General features: G+C 66.3%; 18 protein-coding genes and 2 pseudogenes. 6 read left to right on the top strand and 14 right to left on the bottom strand.

What is annotated here, in order from left to right:
- Positions 1 to 99: 99 nt before the first annotated feature.
- Genes ASE11_RS12670 through ASE11_RS12660 form a run of 3 tightly spaced genes read right to left on the bottom strand, consistent with a single transcriptional unit; the run spans position 100 to position 4,936 of the window.
- Positions 100 to 1,098, bottom strand: coding sequence for a Bug family tripartite tricarboxylate transporter substrate binding protein (locus ASE11_RS12670; protein ID WP_056271688.1), 999 nt, complete (start codon positions 1,096 to 1,098; stop codon positions 100 to 102).
- A 59-nt stretch (positions 1,099 to 1,157) separates the two neighbouring features.
- Positions 1,158 to 2,768, bottom strand: coding sequence for an indolepyruvate oxidoreductase subunit beta family protein (locus tag ASE11_RS12665; RefSeq protein ID WP_056271683.1), 1,611 nt, complete (start codon positions 2,766 to 2,768; stop codon positions 1,158 to 1,160).
- A 2-nt stretch (positions 2,769 to 2,770) separates the two neighbouring features.
- On the bottom strand, positions 2,771 to 4,936 hold the full coding sequence (locus ASE11_RS12660) for an indolepyruvate ferredoxin oxidoreductase subunit alpha (protein WP_056271679.1): 2,166 nt from the start codon (positions 4,934 to 4,936) through the stop codon (positions 2,771 to 2,773).
- Positions 4,937 to 5,046: 110 nt separating this feature from the next.
- Here ASE11_RS12660 and ASE11_RS12655 point away from each other — a divergent pair, with 110 nt between their 5' ends.
- Positions 5,047 to 5,955: a LysR family transcriptional regulator gene (locus tag ASE11_RS12655; RefSeq protein WP_200959356.1), complete on the top strand. Its 909-nt coding sequence runs from the start codon at positions 5,047 to 5,049 to the stop codon at positions 5,953 to 5,955.
- Between the two features lie 81 nt (positions 5,956 to 6,036).
- Here the strand turns inward: ASE11_RS12655 and ASE11_RS12650 are convergent, their stop codons facing one another.
- Both ASE11_RS12650 and ASE11_RS12645 read right to left on the bottom strand, forming a co-directional pair.
- Positions 6,037 to 7,722 (bottom strand): tetratricopeptide repeat protein, encoded by a 1,686-nt coding sequence (locus ASE11_RS12650; RefSeq protein ID WP_056271673.1) that lies wholly within the window; start codon positions 7,720 to 7,722, stop codon positions 6,037 to 6,039.
- 116 nt (positions 7,723 to 7,838) lie between these two features.
- Complete coding sequence (locus ASE11_RS12645) at positions 7,839 to 8,666, bottom strand: urease accessory protein UreD (protein WP_056271670.1); 828 nt, start codon at positions 8,664 to 8,666, stop codon at positions 7,839 to 7,841.
- Between the two features lie 135 nt (positions 8,667 to 8,801).
- Between ASE11_RS12645 and ASE11_RS12640 the strand changes: the two genes are divergently transcribed.
- Entirely contained in the window at positions 8,802 to 9,392 is a 591-nt protein-coding gene (locus ASE11_RS12640) for a phage tail protein (protein WP_056271667.1), read from the top strand.
- A 476-nt stretch (positions 9,393 to 9,868) separates the two neighbouring features.
- On the top strand, positions 9,869 to 10,237 hold the full coding sequence (locus ASE11_RS26630; protein ID WP_156406337.1) for a hypothetical protein: 369 nt from the start codon (positions 9,869 to 9,871) through the stop codon (positions 10,235 to 10,237).
- Positions 10,238 to 10,241: 4 nt separating this feature from the next.
- Here ASE11_RS26630 and ASE11_RS12630 read toward each other — a convergent pair.
- Positions 10,242 to 10,424: pseudogene (locus tag ASE11_RS12630) on the bottom strand (nucleoside deaminase); the annotation flags it as partial.
- 142 nt (positions 10,425 to 10,566) lie between these two features.
- On the opposite strand from ASE11_RS12630, the pseudogene ASE11_RS27095 reads away from it, so the two are divergent.
- Positions 10,567 to 10,677, top strand: a pseudogene (locus ASE11_RS27095) (Rieske 2Fe-2S domain-containing protein); the annotation flags it as partial.
- A gap of 30 nt (positions 10,678 to 10,707) precedes the next feature.
- Positions 10,708 to 11,139 (top strand): hypothetical protein, encoded by a 432-nt coding sequence (locus tag ASE11_RS12625; RefSeq protein WP_414842454.1) that lies wholly within the window; start codon positions 10,708 to 10,710, stop codon positions 11,137 to 11,139.
- 348 nt (positions 11,140 to 11,487) lie between these two features.
- On the opposite strand, the gene ASE11_RS12620 is transcribed toward ASE11_RS12625, so the two are convergent.
- The 8 genes from ASE11_RS12620 to ASE11_RS12585 all read right to left on the bottom strand — a co-directional run bounded on the left by ASE11_RS12620 (position 11,488) and on the right by ASE11_RS12585 (position 21,919).
- The gene (locus tag ASE11_RS12620) at positions 11,488 to 12,261 is read right to left on the bottom strand and encodes an ABC transporter permease (protein WP_056271654.1); all 774 of its coding nucleotides are present in this window, start codon (positions 12,259 to 12,261) and stop codon (positions 11,488 to 11,490) included.
- A 13-nt stretch (positions 12,262 to 12,274) separates the two neighbouring features.
- Positions 12,275 to 13,096 carry an ABC transporter ATP-binding protein gene (locus tag ASE11_RS12615; RefSeq protein ID WP_056271650.1) on the bottom strand — a complete coding sequence of 274 codons (822 nt, stop codon included), beginning with the start codon at positions 13,094 to 13,096 and terminating at the stop codon, positions 12,275 to 12,277.
- A gap of 70 nt (positions 13,097 to 13,166) precedes the next feature.
- The gene (locus ASE11_RS12610; RefSeq protein WP_056271647.1) at positions 13,167 to 14,198 is read right to left on the bottom strand and encodes an ABC transporter substrate-binding protein; all 1,032 of its coding nucleotides are present in this window, start codon (positions 14,196 to 14,198) and stop codon (positions 13,167 to 13,169) included.
- Between the two features lie 546 nt (positions 14,199 to 14,744).
- Complete coding sequence (locus ASE11_RS12605) at positions 14,745 to 17,039, bottom strand: NADP-dependent malic enzyme (RefSeq protein WP_056271643.1); 2,295 nt, start codon at positions 17,037 to 17,039, stop codon at positions 14,745 to 14,747.
- Between the two features lie 100 nt (positions 17,040 to 17,139).
- A complete protein-coding gene (locus ASE11_RS12600) occupies positions 17,140 to 18,387 on the bottom strand; it encodes a M20/M25/M40 family metallo-hydrolase (RefSeq protein ID WP_056271640.1) in 1,248 nt (415 codons plus the stop codon).
- A gap of 6 nt (positions 18,388 to 18,393) precedes the next feature.
- On the bottom strand, positions 18,394 to 20,178 hold the full coding sequence (uraD, locus tag ASE11_RS12595; RefSeq protein ID WP_056271637.1) for a 2-oxo-4-hydroxy-4-carboxy-5-ureidoimidazoline decarboxylase: 1,785 nt from the start codon (positions 20,176 to 20,178) through the stop codon (positions 18,394 to 18,396).
- A 3-nt stretch (positions 20,179 to 20,181) separates the two neighbouring features.
- Positions 20,182 to 21,132, bottom strand: a complete 951-nt coding sequence (puuE, locus tag ASE11_RS12590) for an allantoinase PuuE (protein WP_056271635.1) — start codon at positions 21,130 to 21,132, stop codon at positions 20,182 to 20,184.
- 121 nt (positions 21,133 to 21,253) lie between these two features.
- On the bottom strand, positions 21,254 to 21,919 hold the full coding sequence (locus tag ASE11_RS12585) for a GntR family transcriptional regulator (RefSeq protein WP_056271632.1): 666 nt from the start codon (positions 21,917 to 21,919) through the stop codon (positions 21,254 to 21,256).
- Between the two features lie 71 nt (positions 21,920 to 21,990).
- Between ASE11_RS12585 and uraH the strand changes: the two genes are divergently transcribed.
- The gene (uraH, locus tag ASE11_RS12580; protein WP_056271629.1) at positions 21,991 to 22,344 is read left to right on the top strand and encodes a hydroxyisourate hydrolase; all 354 of its coding nucleotides are present in this window, start codon (positions 21,991 to 21,993) and stop codon (positions 22,342 to 22,344) included.
- Positions 22,345 to 22,390: the final 46 nt, after the last annotated feature.

Raw genomic sequence — 22,390 nt, 5'->3', positions numbered from 1 at the left:
GTCGCCACCGTCAGCTCATGGCCGCATGCCGTCAGTTGACGAAGTTCTCTCCAACCGCGGCCCGAAACTCACGAGTGGCACGCTGCCACTCGCCTTCCCTCACTCCGCCGAAATCTTCCGCTCCTTGATGATCGCGCCGAACCGCTGCGAATCATCCGCACCGCGTTTGCCAAACTCCGCCGGCGTGAGTGCCAGTGCTTCACCACCCAGCGCGGTGATGCGGTCTTTCACCGCCGAGGTCGCCAGGATCTTGTTGATCTCGGCGTTGAGCTTGGTGATCACCGCCTGTGGCGTGCCGGCCGGGGCGTAGAAGCCGAACACGGAGTCGGCGTCAAAGCCTTTCAGGCCGGCTTCGTCGAGCGTGGGCACGTCGGGGAACAGAGGGGAGCGCTTCATGCTGCCCACGGCCAGCAGTTTGGTGCGGCCGGCCTTGGCGTGTGAGAGGCCGATGCCCGGGTCGAAGTAGTAGTCGATCTGGTTGCCCATGAGGTCGGTGAGCGCGGGGGCGGCGCCGCGGTAGGGCACGTGCACCGCAAACAGGCCGGCCTGGCTCTTGAACATTTCGCCGGCCAGGTGGGGCGAACTGCCGTTGCCGGCCGAGCCATACACGAGGCGGCCCGGGTTGGCCTTGATGAGCTTGATGAGGTCCTGCACGTTGTTGGCTTCCAGCGTGGGCTTGCCCATGAGGTACACCAGCACGCGCGCGGCCGAGGCCACGGGGACCAGGTCTTTCGCCGGGTCAAAGGGCATGCGGGGGTAGATGTGTGGGTTCACCGACACCATGCCGCCCGAGCCCATGAGCAGCGTGTAGCCGTCGGCCGGTGCTTTGGCCACCGCGTCGCCGGCGATGTTGCCGTTGGCACCCGCGCGGTTCTCCACCACCACGGGTTGGCCCAGGGCAGCGGCCAGCGGTGTGGACACGAGCCGCGCAATCTGGTCGGCGGCACCACCGGGCGGGAAACCCACCACGACTTTGAGCGGCTTGTCGGGCCAGGCTTGGGCCAGCGCGGCGGGCACGGCGGCCAAGGCCATCAGGCCAATGGCGGCGGCGCCGGCCAGGTGCCAGCGGCGGGAAAGTTGGGTGGTGGTGCGGGTCATGTCTGTCTCCTTGTAGGTATTGGCAAATCAACGGTGAATGGAAAAGCTCAGTGTGGCGTTCAGTGTGGCGCAATGGCCTTCACTTTCAATCGGGGGTTGTGCTGCCATCGGATCGGCTGGGCCTTCACCGGGCGCGCGGGTGCACCGTGTTGCTGCAGGGCCAGGTCCAGGGCTTTTCCGGCTTCGTCGCTCAGCGCGGCAGTGCGGGCTGCGGCCACGGCGCGGCAGCGGTGTGCTGCGCTGGTGGGGTCGCTGAGCGCGGGCAAGGCGAGGTGTTCGATGATGTGCAGCAGGTTGTCCTTGCCGCGTTCGTTGGTGCTGCCGTAGCCTTTGATGAGCCGGCCGCACAACGCCACCTCGTGGCCCAGTTGCCAGTGGATGGAGCTGAGCTGCACCACGGCGGCGAGCCAGCGGTCGATGAGGGCCTGCTCGGCCTGGAAGCGGCTGCCCATGGGGCGCAGGCGTTTGGTGGCGGCCAGGCCGCGCAAGGCGAGCATGCCCAGCACCGAGTGCGTGCCGATCTTCAGCGGCAGCGCCCACGGCGCTTTTCCAGCGGCCACACGCTGGCGGTCCCAGGCCAGCACGCGCTGCGCCATGCCGGTGGGCAGCATGGCGGCGAACTCGGGCGCGCCGGGCTTGAAGTGGTCGTACACGCGCAGCAGGTCGTCGTTGCCGGCCTTGGTTTCGCTGCGCACGCGGGCCTGGCGGCTGGCGCGGCTCTTGAGGTCGGCCACCAGCACGATGTCGTCGAACGCCATCCACAGCGCCACCCAGCGCGCCATCTCCACGGTGGTGCTCCAGCCGTGCTCACCTTGTGGGTCGGTGCGTTTCTCGGCTTCGAGCACGCGCCGCAGCCGCGTCGCGTAGTGCGTGCCGTAGGCGGCGTTCTGGTACTCGCACACCCGGGCATGGCCCAGCGCCATGAGCGGGTGCACTTCGGGTGGGAACTCGTGCGCCAGCGCGGCGGGCAATTGCGGCCCTGCAGGGGCGGGCTCGGGGGCGAGCACCTGCTCCACATACGCAGCCTGGGCGCGCTGTGCCTGCACCGCATCGAACGCGAGCGCGAAGCCGCGCAGGCTGGCTTTGGCGCTGGCGCCGGCGGTGCCGATGACGGCTTCAAAGTCTTGCCGCGCAAACGGCAGCAGGCCGCTGCCGGCAATGGCGCCCAGCATCACCGCGCTCACCACGGTGCCGGCCTGTTTCGTGAGCGCGGCCATGTCGAGCACGTGGCGCGCGCGGCTGTGGGTGTTGACGAGGTCGATCAGCTCGGCGGCATCGCGCCGGCCGTCGCCCATCACCATCTTCTCGCCGGTGGTGAGTGCCCGGGCTGAAGAGGTGATCACCAGCGTGTGCGAATCCGAGACCAGGCCGTTGGTGATCTGGCGGCCGGTTTCCAGCAGTTCTGAAGACACCAGCGCGTCGAGCCTGCCCGGCAGCGGGTTCAGGCCAAACACCGGCTTGCGCCCGCCCAGCTGTGCCATGGGCACGGGGAACACCTCCATGTAGTAGGTGGTGGCCCCCGTGCGCTGCGCCACGCCGGGGATGGACGTGGCCTGCGCCGCATAGCCCGCGTGGCGCGCTGCCTCCACCAGCCAGTCGGTGAGGATGCCGCCACCTTCGCCGCCCAGGGCGCAGAGCAGCAGGGAGATGGGTTGTTGGTTGGTGGTCATGTTCAAGCAGGTTGCAGTAGACGAACAACGCTGCCGCGCAGCGAATGGATCAGGCGCTCGTGCCACCTGGGGTTCTGAACCACCTCGGCTCGGTAGAAGGAAGGGCACAGCGTGGCCGCGTGGGCGTTGGCGCCACACAGGCCGCAGCCCACGCAGCCGTCAATGACGGTGGCCACCGGGTCGACCTTGAGCGGGTCGGGGTTGTCTTTCAGCGTGAGCGTGGGGCAGCCCGAGAGGCGGATGCAGGCGTGGTCGCCGTTGCACACGTCTTCGTCCACACCGTATTTCACGCGCACCACGCGTTTTCCCTTCTTGAGGAGGTTGGCGATCCAGGGCTTGATGCGGCGCTGGCGTTCCAGCTGGCATTCGCCCTCGGCCACGATCACCTTGAGGCCTTGAAACGGCGTGCTGAAAGCCTCGGTGAGCGTGGCGCGCATGGTGTCCACCTCGTAGGTGTTGACGGTGCGCATCCACTTCACACCCAGGCCCTTGAGCGTGGTTTCGATGGTCTGGTTGGTGTGGGCCAGACTCGCCTGCTTGTCGCTGGCCTTGTCTTTGGCGTCGTCATCGGGCGTGGAGATGATGTCCTGCGTGCCGGTGGCCGAGGTGTAGCCGTTCTTGAAGATCAGCAACACCGCATCGTCACCGTTGAACAGTGCGCTCTGCACACCGGTAAGCAGACCGTTGTGCCAGAAACCGCCGTCGCCCATCACGGACAACACGCGCCGCTTCATCACCGGCGACACCCCGGCGCGGCTGGCCAGGCTCATGCCGTAGCCCAGGATGGAGTGGCCGAATGAAAACGGCTCGAAAGTGGCGAGCGCGTGGCAGCCGATGTCGCCCGCAATGTGTACCGGCCCGGTGTCTTGCTGCGCCAGCTTGAGCGCGGAGAACACCGGGCGCTCCGGGCAGCCGATGCACATGCCGGGGGGGCGCGCGGGCAGCGGGGCCGAGAGCTGCTGCACCGACTCGGCGCGCCGCGTCTGGTTGCCCTGCAGCCAGGCGCGGGCCGTCTCCGTGATGGCCTGCATGGCCGGGTCCTGCAAATAGCGGCCGACAAACTTGGCCAGGCCGTTGGCCATGACCTCGGCGGTGTACTCGCCGGCGTTGGGCAGCATGTCCTTGCCGTGCAGCGGGGTCTGGATGTCCAGCCGGCGCAGCAGCGTGGCGAGCTCCTGTTCGATGTACTCGGGTTGGCCTTCTTCGAGCAGCAGCACCGCGCGTTTGCCCAGGCAGAAGTTCGTGAGCTGATCGGGCACCAGCGGGCAGGTGACGTTGAGCACGAGCATGGGAATGGCGGTCTGCCCGAAGGCGTCGGCCAGACCGAACTGCTGCAGCGCGCGGATGAGGGTGTTGTACAGGCCGCCTTGCACGATCAGGCCCAGGTCCTGGTGCTCGCCGTCGAAGAACTCGTTGAGATCGTTCTCCACGATGTAGCGCCGCGCGGCGGGAATGCGCTCGTCGCCCTTGAGCTTTTCGTGGCGGAAGGTCACCGGCGGGTGGGCGAGGCGGTTGTAGTCGAAGCTGGCGGGTTCGTCGATCAGCTTGTGCCGCGAAAGCGCGGGCTTGACGTTGTCCTTGGCCACGAAGCTACCGCGCACGTGGCAGGCGCGGATGCGCAGTTCCATCAGCGCCGGCATGTTCGACGCTTCCGAGAGCCGGAAGCCCTGTTCGACCATGTGCACCATGCGCTCCAGATCGGGGCGCGGGTCGAGCAGCACCATGCTGGACTTGAGCGCGTAGGCGTGGGTGCGCTCCTGGATCACGCTGGCGCCCTCGCCGTAGTCTTCGCCCACCACCACCAGCACACCGCCGGTGACGCCGGGCGAGGCCAGGTTGGAGAGCGCGTCGGCCGCCACGTTGGTGCCGACGATGGACTTCCAGGTGACCGCGCCGCGCAGCGGGTAGTGGATGGAGGCCCCCAGCATGGCCGCGGCCGAGGCTTCGTTCGAACACGCCTCCACGTGCACGCCGAGTTCGTCCATGTAGGGCTTGGCCTGCACCATCACGTCGAGCAGGTGCGAGACCGGCGCGCCCTGGTAGCCGCCTACATAGGCCACGCCCGATTGCAGCAGGGCCTTGGTGATGGCCAGGATGCCCTCGCCATGAAAGGTCTGGCCGTCACCGAGCCGCAGGGACTCGATTTCCTGAGTGAATGAAACTTCCAAGTGCTTGTCTCCAGCGGGGTCGTCATCGTGAGCTTGCGACCGAGCCTTCGAGTATGGGCAGGCCTCGGTCATCGATCAATACAATGAACGGACTAAGCGACATGAACGCCATGCATATCAAAGACCTGGACCTGAATCTGCTGCGCCTGTTCAACGAGGTGTACCGCGCTGGCAGCGTGAGCCGGGCCGCCGAACACCTGGGCCTGACCCAGCCGGCGGTGAGCCACGGCCTCACGCGCCTGCGCCTGCTGGTGAAGGATCCGCTGTTCGTGCGCGCACCCGGCGGCGTGAAGCCCACGCCCAAGGCGGTGGCGCTGGCCGAGGCGGTGCAGGGCGCGCTGGCCACGCTGGCCAGCGCGCTGAGTGAATCCAGCGGTTTCGACCCGGCCAGCTCGCGCCGCCTGTTCCGCCTGCACATGAGCGACATCGGCGAGAGCCGTTTCCTGCCCGAGCTCATGGCCCACCTGCAGCAGCAGGCGCCCGGCGTGCGCGTGGCCACCCGGCCTGTGCCCCACGGTGGGCTGACCGATGCGCTGGACAGTGGCGTCATCGATTTCGCGTTCGGCTTCCTGCCGCAGGTGAAGGACACCCAGCGCACCGAGCTGCTGCAAGACCGCTACGTGGTGCTCATGCGCAGCGGCCACCCGATGCACGCGGCGTTGGCGCGCCTGCGCGGCGCGGCATTGCTCAAGGCTTTGCAACAGCTCGATTTCGTGGCGGTTCGCACGCACAGCGACACCTTGCGCATCCTCGCGCAGACCGGTCTGCAGGAGCGCCTGCGCCTGACCACCGAACACTTCATGGTGCTGCCCTCCATCGTGCAGGCCACCGACCTGTGCGTGGTGATGCCGGGCAACATCGCGCAGGGCTTCGTGCAAACCGGCGGGTGCGTGATCGTGCAGCCGCCGTTTGTGGACCGGGGCTTCACCGTGTCGCTGCACTGGAGCCACCGCTTTGAAGGCGACCCGGACAACCGCTGGTTTCGCGAACAGGTGCTGTCGCTGTTCGCGGACCGTTGAGCCAGCCGCCGGGCCGCCCCAAGGCAGGCTTCGCCCCCTCGGGGGGCAGCGACCCGCGCAGCGGCGGAGCGTGGGGGCACTCTAGTTCGGTTCTGCGCTGCCGAGCAGGCCGTCGGCGCTCGGTGGCTTGTAGCCCGTTGGCAAGGACACGCCGCCAGGCGTTGGCGCCGCGCCCGTGTGCTCGCCCAGGCGGGAATGCTGCGCGGTGGTGCGGTACCGCTCGCGCAACGCTTCGGTGCGCTCGTTCAGGGCAACGTGGTCGGCGATGCGCACCGTGTAACGCTGCAGCACCTGGTGGGCCGACTCGATGAGTTTGGCGTTGAGCGTGCGCTCTCCGTCGTCCAGCAGCTTCATCACCGTGCCCTGCGGGTCGCCCTTGATGCTCAGCGTCATGGCCTGCTCGGTCATTTTCAGGATCTGGCTGTGCGCGCCGCGCACGCGATCGGCAAAGTCCTGGCTGCCCGAAGCGGCGCAGGCCATGAGCTCGCTCATGGCCTTGCTGGTGCAGAAACGCAGGGCCAGCGTGTCCACCGCGCCTTCGGCTTCGTTGAGCGCGATGGAGCGCACCTGCAGCCGGCTCATGAGCGCGAGCAGGTTGCACGCGGTCTCGAAGTCGAAGTCGGGGCTCAAGGCGTCGTTGGCCATGCGGCGCACATCGTCGAGTGCGCGCGAGGTGTGTTGCTGCTGCAGCGCGAGCAGGCTCTCGGCGATGGTCAGCAGGCGGTGCGGTCGCGCGGGCGCGTGGCTGCGGTCGCGCAGGCGGGTGAGCTGGTCCACCGTGCGGGCCAGGCCGCGCTGGTCGTTGTTGTCCAGGCGCGCGAAGGCCAGCAGCAGCAGGGCCTGGGCGTCGAACATCTTGGAGTCCAGCCCCAGGCGCGTGGCGCGGTCGAGCAGCTCCACACCTTCGCTCTTGTCGCCGGTGTAGTAGGCCAGCATGCCGTGCTTGAGCAGGCGGCTGATGGAGGACGGCGTGAGCTTGGTGGCCATCTGGTAGGTGGTCAGCGCGCTCTGGAAATTGCCCAGCTCGAACTGCGCACGGCCCATCACGTCGTAGGCATCGGCGTAGGTGTTGTCGTCCTGGATCAGGCTCTCCAGCGTGGTCACGGCCTTGGCGGGCTGGCCGCCTTCGAGCTGCGCGCGCGCCACACCCAGGCGAGCCCAGGGCAGGGTTTTGGCGGCGATCACGGCTTCGTAGAGTTTCTGCGCGTCGCCGATCTCGCCGTTGCGCAGCAGCAGCTCGGCGCCGATGCGCGCGGCATAGAGCCAGTAGGTGCCGCGGGCCTCGAACCGATCCAGGCACAGGACCGCGGCTTCGTGGAACTGCTCGGCGTCGATGGCGGTGAAGATGGCCTCCAGCGCCTTCTTGCGTTCACGCGCCATCATGATGCGGTCGCTCAGGCGGGCGCCGGTGTGGGGCTTGAGCAGGTAGGCGTCAAGTGCGGACTCGGCGGCCTCGGCCACCTTGGCGTACGAGGCCTCGGCGGTGACCATGATGAACACCGTGTAGAAGGGCAGCAGCTGGTTGCGCCGCAGGTCGTCGAGCAGATCCTGGCCCGACATCGAGTCGCGCTCGAAATGCTGTTCGCAGATCACCACGTCGTAGCGGTTCACCTCCAGCTTGCGCCGAGCCTCCACCAGCCGCGAGCACTGCGAGACCGTGCCCACGCCGAGCTCGCGCAGTTGCGACACCAGGATGGAGCGCGACTGCAGGTTGCCCTCGATCACGAGTGCATGGGCGTCTTGCAGGCTGTTCGGGGCGAAGGGCATGGGGTGGTTCAGGGCGCGCGGCGTGCTCGCCCATCAATGGCTATCCCATTCTGCTCACAGCGGCCTCGTCCTGGTGCGCCGATCAGCGGGCGTTTTGCCCCCCAGTTCGGTGCGTTTCAGACTTTCCAGATGCGGGGTGGGGTGCTGTCCAGGGCCCAGGCCTGCGTGCGCAGCGTGGCCCAGATCTGCTGGAAAAGCGCCATGAGCGGCTCCACCAGCGGCGCCACGGCGCGCACCACGAGCATGCGGGGGTTGGGGCAGGTGGCGCCCACCTGCACGCCGTGCTCACCGCCCAGCACGGTGCGTACCGCCTCCAGCAGGTGTTCGCGACGCTCGCGCGTGATCGGTGTGCCGCAGGCCAGCCACAGCGTGCCCATGCATTTGTGCCCGCCCAGGCCCAACGGGGATTCGAGCAGGCGCGTGTCGCTGGCGTCGATGCGCGAGCGCTCCAGCCACAGGCCCGGTATCTCCAGGTGCTGCGTGAGGCTGCCGCGGTCAAACGGCTGGTTGGCGTTGGGCAGACCGAGCGCGCACACGTCCCAGCCGATCATCTCGGCACCCTCGGCCAGCGTGGCACGCAGGCTGTTGAGCGCCAGGCAACCGGGGTAGGCGATGGCTTCCAGCGGCAGCCATTCGAGCCGCGCGCCTTCGTCGAGCGTGAGCGAGACCCGTTGCTCGGTGGCCGGGCCCTCGGAGCGGTAGAAGCGCGTGGCCCCGGGTGTGGAGATCAAACCATGCGTGCCCGCGCCCGCGTGCACGCTGACATCGAGCACATCACCCCCGACCAGACCGCCGGGTGGGTGAACGATCACGTTGTGGCAGATCGCAGGGCCCTCCGGGTAAAGGCTCTTGAGGATGCGCAGCGGGCCGTCGTGCTCGAAACGGGCGGTGGTTTTGTGGTTCTCGAATGTCAGGTCGAGCGAGAGACGGGCGTGCCAAGGCATGGCGAAAGTGTACGAGGCGCAATGAATTAGTCCCTTCGCAGTATTTGCGTGGGCGTTGGTGCTCCCTAGCATCGGCGCGGCCACATCGGTGTGGCATTCGTCAGCCATTCGTCAAACATTCAGGAGGAATCAAAAATGAGCACAGAACCCTTTCTCGGTGAAATCCAGATGGTGTCTTTCCCGTTCGCGCCCGTGGGCTTCGCCCAGTGTGATGGCAGTTTGTTGCAGATCGCGCAGTACCCCGCGCTCTTTTCGTTGATCGGTGTGGCGTACGGGGGGGATGGGGTACAGACCTTCGCGATCCCCGATCTGCGTGGCCGTGGCCCCGTTTGTGCCGGCACCGGTTCCGGATTGCAGCCGGTGTACCTGGGCCAGTCCGGCGGTTCCGAATACGTGGTCCTGAACACCGACCAGCTGCCCGCGCACACGCACACGGCGTCCGTCCAGCCCGGAGCACATGCGCAGCAGAGTTGCTCCACCAACTTCGGCACCCTCCCCAGCCCCGCCGGGGCCATTCCCGCGGAAATTTTTGAATCCACGTCCAATGAGGTCTTGTCCGCGTTTGCCCCTCCTTCGGCAGCCAACCAGACCCTGGCCCCCTTGCCGTTGACGCTGAACATCGGCGTGGGCTCCACCGGCAACAACAAGCCGGTGGCGCTGCGCAACCCCTACCTTGGGGTGTACTACGTGATCGCCCTCGAAGGCGTGTTTCCGTCGCGGGGCTGAGCATGAAGCTTCGCTCTTCTCCCGCACGCCCGCTGCCTGTCGCGGTGCTGGTTGCCTTGTTGTTGAGCGCCTGCGGTGGTGGCGACGGAGCAGCCCCGAGTGCGCCCGAGATCACCCACCCGGTGTTTTACGGTGGGCCGGGCGCACCCGTTGCCTCCGTGGGCAAGGATGGTGACTATTTCGTCGACGACCTGACCGGGGCGCTGTATGGGCCCAAGGTCGCCGGCGCCTGGCCATCGACGCCGGTCTCCCTGGCGGGCCAGGCGGGTGCAGACGGCGCTGTCGGGCCTGCAGGGCCTGTGGGCGCCGTGGGCCCCGCAGGTGAGGTGGGTCCGACAGGTCCCGTCGGACCGGAAGGCCCTGCGGGTGCCCCAGGTGCCCCAGGTGCCCCAGGTGCCCCAGGTGCCACGGGACCGACGGGCGCCACGGGCCCCGCTTCTTTTGAAGCCACTTGGTCGCTGTCAAGCAACAACCAATTGCCACCGGGAACCAATTCGGTGCAGGCCATTGGTGCCTCGCCCATCAGCACCACCCGTTTTGTCCAGATTCTTCCCCAGGACTGCGGCACTGGAACCCTTCGCGTTGCGACGCTGGGTGTGCCCGCTGCGGATCAGACCCATACTTTCAACTTGCTACGGGCGCCTGGTCCCTCACCGGCTATCGCAGACCTGCAGGAACCTGCCGCGTTCTCCTGCACGATCAGCAGTGCCGCGCGCAGTTGTGTCACTTCAGGCGTGGTGAACTTCAACGCCGGCGATGCGATTGAACTTCAATGGATCAACTCGGCGACCGTTTTGGCGCAGGCCGTCCCGGGGCCTATCGGCATCGCGTTCAGCTGCAATTAGCCGGTCACCCAGGCGTCCAGAAACCTTTGTGCGGTGCGCTGGCCTCTTCGATCAACACCGGCCCGATACATTCGATCGGGTGCGGTGAGGCGTTGAACACATCTCGGCATGAGAGCTCGGCATCGCGCTGCTCGGCGAGATCGCCGCGAAACAACCGCAGCCGCACCGCGTCGATGCCGAACACCAGCAGCGGTTCTTCAAATCGGTGCATGACCATGGCCTGCGTTTTGCTAGCATCCCCACCCAGAGTAGAAGCGTTCAGCGCCGCGCCATGCGAAGCAGGAAATTGCTCTTGAGATTTCTCAAGCCATTTCCTTGATGAACACGGCGAGCCCGCCGCGTTGAAAGACCGCTGTTGCCACCGCACCGCCAGGCTGAGCAAGGGCCGGTGCAAGGACGGCAACATCCAGTGTGGCTACCACGGCTGGGTCTACAACCGCAGCGGGCGCGCCGGCTTCTATGCCGAAACGGTGATCGACGCAGCGAACCCGGAGCGGTTTCAGCGCATCAGCGGCGTGAAGGACGCGATCACGCAGCGCCACATGCGCAACGCGTACTACCAGCAGTTCTCGCGCCGGCTCGCTATCGAGTACCCGAGCGGCATTCGCCACATCATCATCAACGCGTTCACGCCCATTGACGACGGTCGCATGCAGTTGTGCCAATGGCAGTTTCGCATCGACACCGAGGCCGATTGCCCAGCGCAGATGCTGATCGATTTCGACGACGAGATCACGCGGGAGGACAAGGACATTCTCGAATCCACCGATCCGGATGCGGTGGTGGATCTGCGGCGGCGCGGTGTGGAGTATTCGATGGACTCGGATCGGCCCGGGATTCTGATTCGTCCTCGGTTGATGGCTTTGTTGAGTTCTGCTGGGGAGGCTGAGGTTCATCGCTGAGGTTCTTGTGCCTGCACCTCGCAGGCTCGCGGACGTGGTGTGGAGGCGGCTTCGCCGCCTCTCCTCCTTGATGCCGCTGCGCAGCGCACACCGCGTCCGCGAGCCTGAAGTGGCGTATGGGAGCCCACAGGCCGAGTGAAAGCGAGGTCATCGGTGGCCATGGGGCATGGCGCAGCGAAATCAAGGAGGAGGGGCCGCAGGCCCCGGGGGACATTCGCGGAGCCGTGCCCCGTGGTCGCCGATGACCGGACCAGCCGGAGAAGCCACTCAGCGAGAGGCCCAAAAGCCGAGGTGAGGCTCCAACATCTCAGCCTCCAAGGAAGCCACAGGCCCTGACCAGATCCGGGGTCATGTGTTCTGCGAGCCTCTGTGTGCCCAACCCGTGGTGTGCTTCTCGATCCAGCTGAACAGCTCGTACATGACCATGGCCATTGCACCCACCACCAGCAGACCACTGAAGGCCAGACCCATCTGCATCGACGAACCGGCCGAGATCAGCAAGTAACCGATGCCTTCGTTCGACGCCGTCATCTCCGACACGGTGGTGCCCACAAACGCCAGCGTGATCGCGACCTTGAGCGAACCGAAGAAATAGGGCATGGAGCGTGGCAGGCCGACCTTCGTCAACACGTCCCAGCGCTTGGCGCCCAGCACGCGCAACACGTCCTCCAGCTCGGGCTCCAGCGTGGCCAGACCGGTGGCGATGTTCACCATGATGGGGAAGAAACTGATGAGGAAGGCCGTGAGGATGGCCGGGCCCACGCCGATGCCGAACCACACCACCAGGATGGGCACGAAGGCCGCCTTGGGCAGGGCGTTGAAGGCTGTCATGAGCGGGTAGACCGCCGCATAGGCCAGGCGCGAGCTGCCGATGAGAAAGCCCAACAACACACCGACCACGATGGCGATGCCGAAGCCGGCCATGGTCACCCAGTAGGTGCGCCAGGCGTGGCCGAGGATGGTGGTCTTGTGTTCCAGCGTCTGTTCCCAGATGCGCGAGGGGCTGGGGAAGATGAATTCGGAAACGCCGAAGCCGCTGGTGATGACTTCCCAGATGACGATGATGGCCAGCAGCAGCAAAAACGGCGACCATCGCTCCATCTGTTTTTTGTTCAGGTTCATGGCGTGGTTCCGTTCACTGGTTGACAGGGGTGCGCATGGCCCCGATGTGGCCTCGGAGTTCGAGCACGATGTCTGAAAATTCTTTGGTGTACGTGACCTCCAGGTCGCGCGTGCGCGGGATCGGGATCTCGCGCTGCACCACGAAGCGGCCCGGGCTCTTGCTCATGCAGTACACCGTGTCGGCCAGAAACACCGACTCGCGCAGGTCGTGCGTGACCAGGATGACGTTGAAGCGCTGCGCCTCCCACAAGTCGCGCAGCGTGCACCAGAGTTCTTCGCGGGTGAAGGCGTCGAGCGCGCCGAAGGGCTCGTCGAGCAGCAGCATCTTGGGTTCGTGGATCAGCGCGCGGCAGATGCTGGCGCGCTGCTGCATGCCGCCGGAGAGTTCCCACGGAAACTTCTTCTCCATGCCGCCCAGGCCCACGCTGGCCAGTAGGCGGCCGGCGCGTTCCACGTATTCCTTGCGCCGGTCCTTGAACTGGCTGCGGTAGGGCTCGACGATCTCCAGCGGCAGCAGCACGTTGTCCAGCGTGGTGCGCCAGGGCAGCAGCGAAGGCGCCTGAAACGCCATGCCCGAGATCTTCAGCGGGCCGGTGACGGGCTGGCCGTCGATGCGGATCTTGCCCATGCTGGGCATCTTCAACCCGGTGGTGAGCTTCATGAAGGTGGACTTGCCGCAGCCCGAGGGGCCGACGATGGCGATGAACTCACCCTGCCTGACCTTGAGGTTGATGTCTTCGACGGCAAAGATGTTCTTGGCCAGCAGCTCGTCGTTGTAGGCCAGCCAGACCTGGTCGAAATCGACGAAGGGCGCGGTGCCGAGGGTGTCTTGCATGGATCTTCCTGAAAAAAAGGCCAGCCGCCGCAGGGTGGCTGGCCTGGGCCAGAGGGGCTGGTCTTCGGCCTTATTTCTTCGCGGGCGGCAGCACGTTGAGGTCGGCGGCGGCGGGCAGCATGGAGCCGTTCCAGATCTTGGCGGGATCGACGCGGGTCTTGGTGCCATAGGCATCGGAGACTTGCGAAGCCATCAGCGCCAGGCGACCGGGCACGACCTGGCCAAAACCTTCCTTGCGGGCGTCGGGGCTGGCCACCACCGCGTCGATGGCGAGCTGCAGGCGGCGCGTTTCCAGCGGCACGTTGATGATGCCGTCGCGTGCCTTCACGGTTTCGATCGAGGCCGCGGGGTTGGCCATCACGTCCTTGGCACCCTTGGCAAAGGCCGTGAGAAACGCTTTCACGGCGGCCGGGTTCTCGGCGATGAGCTTGGGCGAGGCGATGATCGCGTTGCCATAGAGTTTCACGCCGTTGTCGGCGTAGTTCATGACAACCACATCCTCGGCCTTCACGCCACGTGCTTCGAGGTTGAGCAGCGAGGTGAACGAGAAGCCGGTGATGGCGTCGATGTCGCCGCGCACCAGCATGGTTTCACGCAGTGGTGGGTCCATCGAGGTCCAGGCCACGTTGCCGATGTTGTTGGCCTTCTGGAAGATCGGAAAGCCCTTGCGACCTGCGTCGAACACCGGCGCGCCGAGTTTCTTGCCGTTGAGGTCGGCGGGCTTGGTGATGCCGCTCTTCTTGAGCGCGAGCACGGCGGCTGGCGTGTTGTTGTAGACCATCATCACGGCGACCGGCTTGTTCGGGGCGTCCGGGTTGTTGGCGTGGAACTCCATGAGTGCGGCCATGTCGGCGAAGCCGATGTCGTAGGTGCCCGAGGCCACACGGGTGACGGTGCCGCCCGAGCCGTTGCCGGAGTCGATCGTCACGTCCAGGCCGGCGGCTTTGAAGTAACCCTTGGCAGCGGGCTGCAGGAACAGCGCGGCCGGGCCTTCGAAGCGCCAGTCGAGCTGGAACTTGATGGGGGTCTGGGCCTGGGTGGTGCCCATGGCGGCCAGGGTTGCCAGGGCGGCGGCGGTCTGGATGAAGTGGCGTTTGTTCATGGGTTCTCCTGTGGGGTGAGGGGTTGTGAGGGGCCGGGAATGGAGCGCCCAGGCATGTTTCTTCATCAGCAATAAGGGTGCCAGCGGTGCTTACCCTTGGAAGCAGGTGTTTGGACACGGTTTGAACACAGAATGTGTATACAGATTCTGATTTCGGGGGCCGGGCGCGTCTACATGGGTAACCCTGAATGGTGCGCACCATATTGGGGTGCACCATGAATGGGAATTCTGCGTGGTTCCGGTCATCGGCGACCACGAGACACGGCTCCGCGAATGTCCCCCGGCGGCTGGGGCCGCCTCCTCCTCTATTTCGCTGCGCCGTGCCCCATGGCCGCCGATGACCTCGGTGGTACTCGGTCTGTGAGTGGGCCAATGTCACTTCGGCTCGCGGGCGCGGTGTGCGCTGCGCAGCGGCATAAAGGAGGAGGCGGCTCCAGCCGCTGGGGGACAGCCGCAGAGCAGCGCACGCCGCGTCCGCGAGCCCACGCGGTGCAGGCACGAAAAAAAGGGACGCGCGGCGTCCCCTTGCATGCACACAGCAAGCGCTCAGGCTTTGGCCACACCCTGCGCACTGGCCGCCGCAAGCGCAGTCATGTTGAGCACGCGCCGCACCGTGGCCGCCGGCGTGAGGATATGCACCGTGCCCGCCGAGCCCATGAGGATGGGGCCCACCGTGACGCCGCCACTGGCGGTGGTCTTCATCACGTTGTAGAGGATGTTGGCCGCGTCCAGGTTGGGGCAGATCAGCAGGTTGGCCGATCCCTTGAGGGTGGTCTCGGCCAGGTAGGCGCTGCGGATTTCGGGCTGCAGCGCTGCATCGCCGTGCAACTCGCCGTCGCACTCGATCTCGGGGTGCGCGGCCACGAACAGGTCGCGGGCGTGCGCCATCTTGCGGGCCGATGCACGCTTGCTGGAGCCATAACTCGAATGCGAGAGGAAGGCGATTTTGGGCGGCAGACCGAAGCGCTGCACTTCTTGCGCGGCCATCCAGGCGATCTCGGCCAGCTCTTCGGCGGAAGGCAGCTCGTTGACATAGGTGTCGGCGATGAAGATCGGGCCACGGTCCGTCATGAGCGCGTTGACCGAGGCATAGAGCCCCGCGCCGTCGCGGCGACCCAGCACGTGGTCGATGCGATCCAGGTGCGTCATGTAGCCGCCGACCAACCCGCAGATGAGCGCGTCGGCGTCACCGAGCGAGACCATGAGCGAGCCGATGATGGTGTTGGAGCGCCGCACCGCCGCCTTGGCCACCTCGGGCGTGGCACCTTCGCGGCCCATGAGCTGGTGGTAGTGCTCCCAGTACTGGCGAAAGCGCGGGTCGTCCTCGGGGTTGACGTTCTGCACATCCTGCCCGAGCTTCATGCGCAAGCCCGCCTTGGCGATGCGCGCCTCGATCACCGCCGGACGCCCGATCAGGATCGGCAGCGCGAGCTGGTCGTCGATCGCCATCTGCGCGGCGCGCAGCGCGCGCTCGTCCTCGCCATCGGCGTAGGCCACGCGCTTGCGGTCGGGCTGCGACTTGGCCGCGTGAAAGATCGGCTGCATCAAGATGCCGGTCTGGTAGACGAAGCGGCTGAGTTCCTGCCGATAGGCGTCCATGTCCTTGATGGGCCGCGTGGCCACACCGGAGTCGGCCGCGGCCTGTGCCACGGCGGGTGCAATGCGCAGGATCAGCCGCGAGTCGAACGGCTTGGGGATGATGTAGTCGGGGCCGAAGGAGAGGTCTTGCCCCGCATAGGCGTTGGCCACTTCCTCGCTGGTCTCGCTCTTGACCAGATCGGCGATCTGACGCACGCAGGCCAGCTTCATTTCTTCCGTGATCTTGGTGGCGCCACAGTCGAGCGCGCCACGGAAGATGTAGGGGAAGCACAGGACGTTGTTGACCTGGTTCGGGTAGTCGCTGCGGCCGGTGGCAATGATGCAGTCGGGCCGCACGGCCTTGGCCAGCTCGGGCCGGATCTCGGGTTCGGGGTTGGCCAGCGCGAGGATGATGGGTTTGCTGCCCATGCTCTTGACCATCTCGGCGGTGAGCACGCCGGGCGCCGAGCAGCCCAGGAACACGTCGGCACCGTTGACCGCATCGGCCAGCGTGCGCAGTTGCGTCTTCTGCGCGAAACGCGCCTTCGACTCGTCGTAGCCGCCGGGGCGGCCTTCGTACACCACGCCCTTGGAGTCGCAGACGAAGATGTTCTCGCGCGCCACACCCAGACCGACCATCACATCCAGGCAGGCAATGGCGGCGGCGCCCGCGCCGCTCACGGCGAGCTTGACCGTGCTGATGTCCTTGTCCACCAGCTCCAGGCCGTTGAGCAGGGCAGCGGCCGAGATGATGGCGGTGCCGTGCTGGTCGTCGTGGAACACCGGAATGCCCATGCGCTCGCGCAGCTTCTTCTCGATGTAGAAGCACTCGGGTGCCTTGATGTCTTCGAGGTTGATGCCGCCCAGCGTGGGCTCGAGCGCGGCAATGATCTCGACCAGTTTGTCCGGGTCCTTTTCATCGAGCTCGATGTCGAAGACGTCGATGCCGGCGAACTTCTTGAACAGGCAGCCCTTGCCTTCCATCACCGGTTTGCTGGCCAGCGGGCCGATGTCGCCCAGGCCCAGCACGGCCGTGCCGTTGGTGATCACACCGACCAGGTTGCCGCGGCTGGTGTACTCGGCCGCGAGCGTGGGGTCGGCCTCGATGGCCAGGCAAGGGTAGGCCACGCCGGGCGAGTAGGCCAGCGAGAGATCGCGCTGGTTGGACAGGGGCTTGGTGGGGGTGACGGAGATCTTGCCGCGGCGCGGCAGGCGGTGGTATTCAAACGCGGCGTCGCGCAGGGCTTGTTCAGCGGGGGTCATGTTGTCTCCAGAGGCGTGAATGCACGTTTATTGTGTCACGCGTTCGGCCCCCGATGACCGCGACGGGCGCGGCATTTCATAGGTGATTCCGAGAGGGGATTCAGGTGGCTTGCAGCAGATCGAACAGCGTGCGCGCGATCACCTTGGTGGCGCGGCGCAGGTCTTCCAGGAGCAGATTTTCGTCAGCGCGCTTGGCGTTCGATTCGCGCACCGTGCGCGGGCCCGCGCCGTAGATCACGCCGGGGATGCCGTGCTCGCCGTAGATGCGTACATCGGTGTAGAGCGGCGTGCCCACGGCGGGGATGGCTTCACCGAACACCGCCTGGCCGTGCTTCTGGATCGCCTGGACCAGCGGCTGGTTGCCCGGCAGGGGTTTGAGTGCACGCGCCAGCAAGATGCGCTTCACATCGACGCGGATCGCGCGGCCCCCGCGTGGCGGGTTGAAGCTGGCCGCAGCCTGCTCGATGGTGCGGCGCAAGGCCGCTTCCACCTCGGCCGGGTCCTCCTCGGGGATCATGCGGCGGTCGATCTTGAGCAGCACCTTGCCGGGGATCACGTTGGTGTTGGTGCCGCCGCTGATCTGGCCCACGTTGAGATACGGGTGGCTGATGCCTTCGACGCTGGACGTGATCTTCAGGTAGTCGGCGTTGAGCGCGTAGAGCGCGTTGAGGATGTGCGTCGCGCCTTGCAGCGCGTCGGTGCCGCTGTCGGGAATGGCGGCGTGCGCCATGTCGCCGTGCACCGTCGCCTCCAGTTGCAAGCATCCGTTGTGCGCCACCACCACCTGGTAGCTGAATCCGGCGGCGATCATCAGGTCGGGCTTGGTCAGGCCCTTCTTCAGCAGCCAGTCGGGGCCGACCTCACCGCCGTATTCCTCGTCGTAGGTCACGTGCAGTTCCACGCCGCCGGCGAGCTTCGCGTTCAGCGATTCCAGCGCGCGGATCGCAAAGCTGAAACTCGCGATGTCGCACTTGCTCACCGCGGTGGCGCGGCCGTAGATCTTGCCGTCGACGATCTCGCCACCGTAGGGGTCGTGCGTCCAGCCTTCGCCCGGCGGTACCACGTCGCCATGCGCATTGAGCGCGATGGTCCTGCCCGGGCCATAAGGGCGGCGCACGATCAGGTTGGTGATGCTCTGCAGGCCGGCGGCCTGCACCTCGGCCGCGGGTACGGCGTGCTTTTCGGCATTCAGGCCCATGGCGGCGAGCAACTCGGCCGTGCGTTCGGCGTGTGGTGCGTTGTTGCCGGGTGGCGTGTCGGTGGGCACGCGCACGAGTTCCTGCAGGAAGCGCACCTCCTCGTCGAAGTGGGCGTCGATCCAGGCATCCAGTTGTTGGTCGGTGGTCATGTGGCTTCAGTGCTTGTGTTCGGTGGCGAGTTGGTCGAGCAGGTGCGAGAAGGCGTTCACGCACAGCTCCATGTCGTCGCTGGTGGTGGACTCCAGCGGGTTGTGGCTGATGCCGCTGTTCTGGCCGCGCACGAAGAGCATGGCCTGCGGCATCACCTCGTGCAGCTTCATCGCATCGTGGCCGGCGCCGCTGGGCATGCGGTGCAGCGGCACGCCCAGCGCGGCCACGGCGCGTTCCCATCGGGCCTGCCAGGCGGGGGCGCTGGGCGCGGCGGCGGCGCGCATGGTTTCTTCGGTCTTCAGGCCAATGCCGCGCCGTTCGCAGATGACGCGCAACTGCGCGAGGATGTCGCGTTCCAGGGCGTCGCGCTGCGCATTGCTGGGTGCGCGCAGGTCGAGCGAAAACAGGCAACGGCCCGGCACCACGTTGATCGAGCCGCCGGGGACCTGCAGCATGCCGATGGTGGCAACCGAGTCGCCATCGGTGGCGGCGCGCTGCTCGGCGTAGAGCGCGAGCTCGGCCACGGCGCTGGCGGCATCGCGCCGGCGGTTCATGGGCGTGGTGCCCGCGTGGCTGGCCATGCCGATGGCTTCACACAAGTAGCGCACGCTGGCGTTGATGGAGGTGACCACGCCCAGCGGCAGGTCCATTTCGTTGAGCACCGGGCCCTGTTCGATGTGTACCTCGACGAAGCCGAGGTAGTCCGACGGGTCACGCTTGAGCGCACCGATGGACCCCAGCGTGGCGGGCAGGCCGGCGTGCTGCATGGCCGCGCGCATGGTCACGCCATCGGCATCCTGCTGGTCGAGCCAGGCCGGGTTGAAGTGGCCGGTGAGTGCGCCCGAGCCGAGGAAGGTGGCCTTGTAGCGCTGGCCTTCCTCTTCGGCAAAGCCCACCACCTCGAAGGCGTAGGGCAGGCGCCGGCCAGCGGCATGCAGTTGCCGCACGCAGGCCATGGGCACGAAGATGCCGAGGCGCCCGTCGTACTTGCCGCCGTTGCGCACGGTATCAAAGTGGCTGCCGGTGAGCAGGGCGGGCGCATCCGGCGTGGCGCCGTGGTAGCGGCCCACCACATTGCCGACCGCGTCGATGTCCACTTCATCAAAGCCGCACTCGCGCATGCGCACCACCAGGTCGGCGGCACAGGCGCGGTGTGCGTCGGTCAGGTAAGTCACGGTGAGCTGGCCCTGTTCGGCGAACTCGGGGTCGCTGTGGCGCGAGAGGTCTTCATGCCAGTCCCACACCGCGTTGCCGACCATGGGCTCGAAGCCGAACTTGTCGTTCAGACGGATCTCGGCAATGCGGTGGATGTTGCGCAGGCACTCGGCGCGTTCGAAGTCCACCGGGTTGCCCAGGCGGCGTTCAAAGGTGGCGATGATCTCGCGCTTGGCCAGACCGGTGCCGCGCGGACCGCGCACGGCCAGGATGAACGGGAAGCCGAACCTGGTGTTGTATTGCGCGTTGAGCTGCTGGATGTGCGCGAACTCTTCGGGCGTGCAGTTCGTGAGCCCGGCCTTGGTCTGCTCGTTGGTGGACTCGGCGGTGAGCGACTGGCTCACCATGGCCTTGCCCGCGAGCTCGGGGTGGGCGCGGATCAGGGCGAGCTGCGCGTCCACGCCCGCGTGGGCCAGCACCGTCACCATGGCGTGCTTGAGCGCGGCCAGCGAGGCAAACGGACGTTGCGCCAGCGCCTGCTCGGCGATCCAGGGCGAGTGTTCGTACAGACCGTCGAGCAGGCGCAGCGCCTCGGCAGGGTCGGCGCTGTTGAGTTGTTGCAGGGTGAGGGTCATGGATCAGGCGGGGGCCGGGTGGTGTTGCCGCCAGTGGCGGGCGATGTCGATGCGCCGCGCCACCCACACGTGGTCGTGCTGCGCGACGTGGTCCAGGAAACGCTGCAGCGCGGCGATGCGGCCTGGCTTGCCGAGCAGGCGGCAGTGCATGCCGATGCTCATCATTTTGGGTCGGTCCAGGCCGGCCGGGTCGCCTTCGGCATACAGCACGTCGAAGCTGTCCTTGAGGTACTGGAAGAACGGATCGGCATGCGAGAAGCCCTGCGGCAGCGCGAAGCGCATGTCGTTGCAGTCCAGCGTGTAGGGCACGACGAGCTGGTGCGCATCGCTGCCATCGGTCTTGCGCACCTTCATCCAGAACGGGAGGTCGTCGCCGTAGTAGTCGCTGTCGTATTCGAAACTGCCGAAGTCGGCCACCATGCGGCGCGTGTTCGGGCTGTCGCGCCCGGTGTACCAGCCCAGTGGCCGGCTGCCGGTGAGCTGCTGAATGAGTTGCATGGCCTGCGCCATGTGCGCACGCTCGGTCGCTTCGTCCACGTTCTGGTAGTGGATCCACTTGAGGCCGTGGCAGGCAATGTCATGCCCCAGCTCCTTGAAGGCGGCGGTCACGTCCGGGCAGCGCTGCAGCGCGGTGGCCACGCCGAACACGGTGAGCGGCAGGCCGCGCTGCTCGAACTCGCGCAGCAGGCGCCACACGCCAGCACGTGAGCCGTATTCGTAGATGCCTTCCATGCTCATGTGCCGCGCCGGGTAGGCCGCCGGGCTGAACATTTCGGAGAGGAACTGCTCGGACGCGTCATCGCCGTGCAGCACGCTGTTCTCACCACCTTCTTCGTAGTTCAGCACGAACTGCACGGCGATGCGTGCGCCGTTCGGCCAACGGGCATGGGGCGCGTCGCGGCCGTAGCCGGCCAGGTCGCGCGGGTAGGGCAAAGTCGAATCGTAGAGACTCATGAGCGTTGGAGCGAGAGGTCTTTTTCAAGAACACCGCAGAACCGGCTTTGCCGGGCCGCAGGTGTTGCCCCCTTGAGGGGGTCACGACCCGCAGGGGCGTGGCGGGGGTGAGGCATACCTGTCATGACAGGGCCATGGAGATGTCGTTGGTCGGCAGCTTGCGATCGAAGGTCAGGTTTTCCTCCACGTGCTGCAGGTGCTCGGTCATCAGCCGCACCGCCAGTGCCTCGTCGCGCGCTGCCAACGCCTTCACGATGTCGGCGTGTTCGTCGTTCGAATGCTCGGCGGCCTGGTTGCTCTGGTACATGAGCGTGATCAGCGCGCAGCGCGAGATGAGATCGCGCAGCATCTCGGCCAGCACCCGGTTGCCCATGAGTTCGGCCATGCGCACGTGGAAGTCGCCCAGCAGTTCGGTGCGCCCGGCCACGTCCTCGTTGTTCACTGCGAGCTTTTCCTGCGCCACGTGTTCACGCAGCGCCTTGATCTTGGCGTTGGTCACGGTCTTGACGAAGGCTCGCGTCATCTCCGCCTCCAGCATGCGCCGTACCGCAAACACCTGCTGCGCTTCCTCCACCGACGGCGCGGCCACAAAGGCGCCGCGCGCGGGCTCCAGGCGGATCAGCCGGTTCTGCGACAGCTGGAACAGCGCCTGGCGCACCAGGGTTCGGGAGACGCCGAAATGGTCGGCGAGCTTTTGCTCGGCCAGTTTGGTGCCCGGGTGCAGTCGGTGTTCGACGATGGCCCTGGTGAGCGATTCGACGATGTGCAGGGTGCTGGAGGTTTCCATGGAATCATCATATCCAGAAAAACAAAAAGTGTATACACTTTCAGTCGACTGCAAATCTTCAAAGGACGACCATGGGCTTGAGTACACACGTTCTGGACACCATGCACGGCTGCCCCGCCGCCGGCATGCAGGTGGAGCTGCACACCACGCAAGGCGATCAGTCCACGTTGGTCAAACGCTTCGTGCTGAACCAGGATGGGCGCAACCCCGATGGCCCGCTGTACGACAGCGCCAGCCTGAAGGTAGGTACCTACAGGCTGGTGTTCGACGTGAAGGGTTACTTTGCCGCCAAGGGCGTGGCTTTGCCGGAGCCGAACTTTCTCAACCGGGTCTCGCTGGACTTCGGCGTGGCGCACACCGACCAGCATTACCACGTGCCGTTGCTGGTGAGCCCATGGAGCTATTCCACGTATAGGGGCAGCTGACGGTGCACCCCCGCGCCGCCTGCGGCGTCACCCCCTCAAGGGGGCA

It is taken from the genome of Hydrogenophaga sp. Root209, from assembly GCF_001428625.1.
Classification (GTDB): domain Bacteria; phylum Pseudomonadota; class Gammaproteobacteria; order Burkholderiales; family Burkholderiaceae_C; genus Hydrogenophaga.
This window is presented reverse-complemented; position numbering and strand designations above follow the sequence as displayed.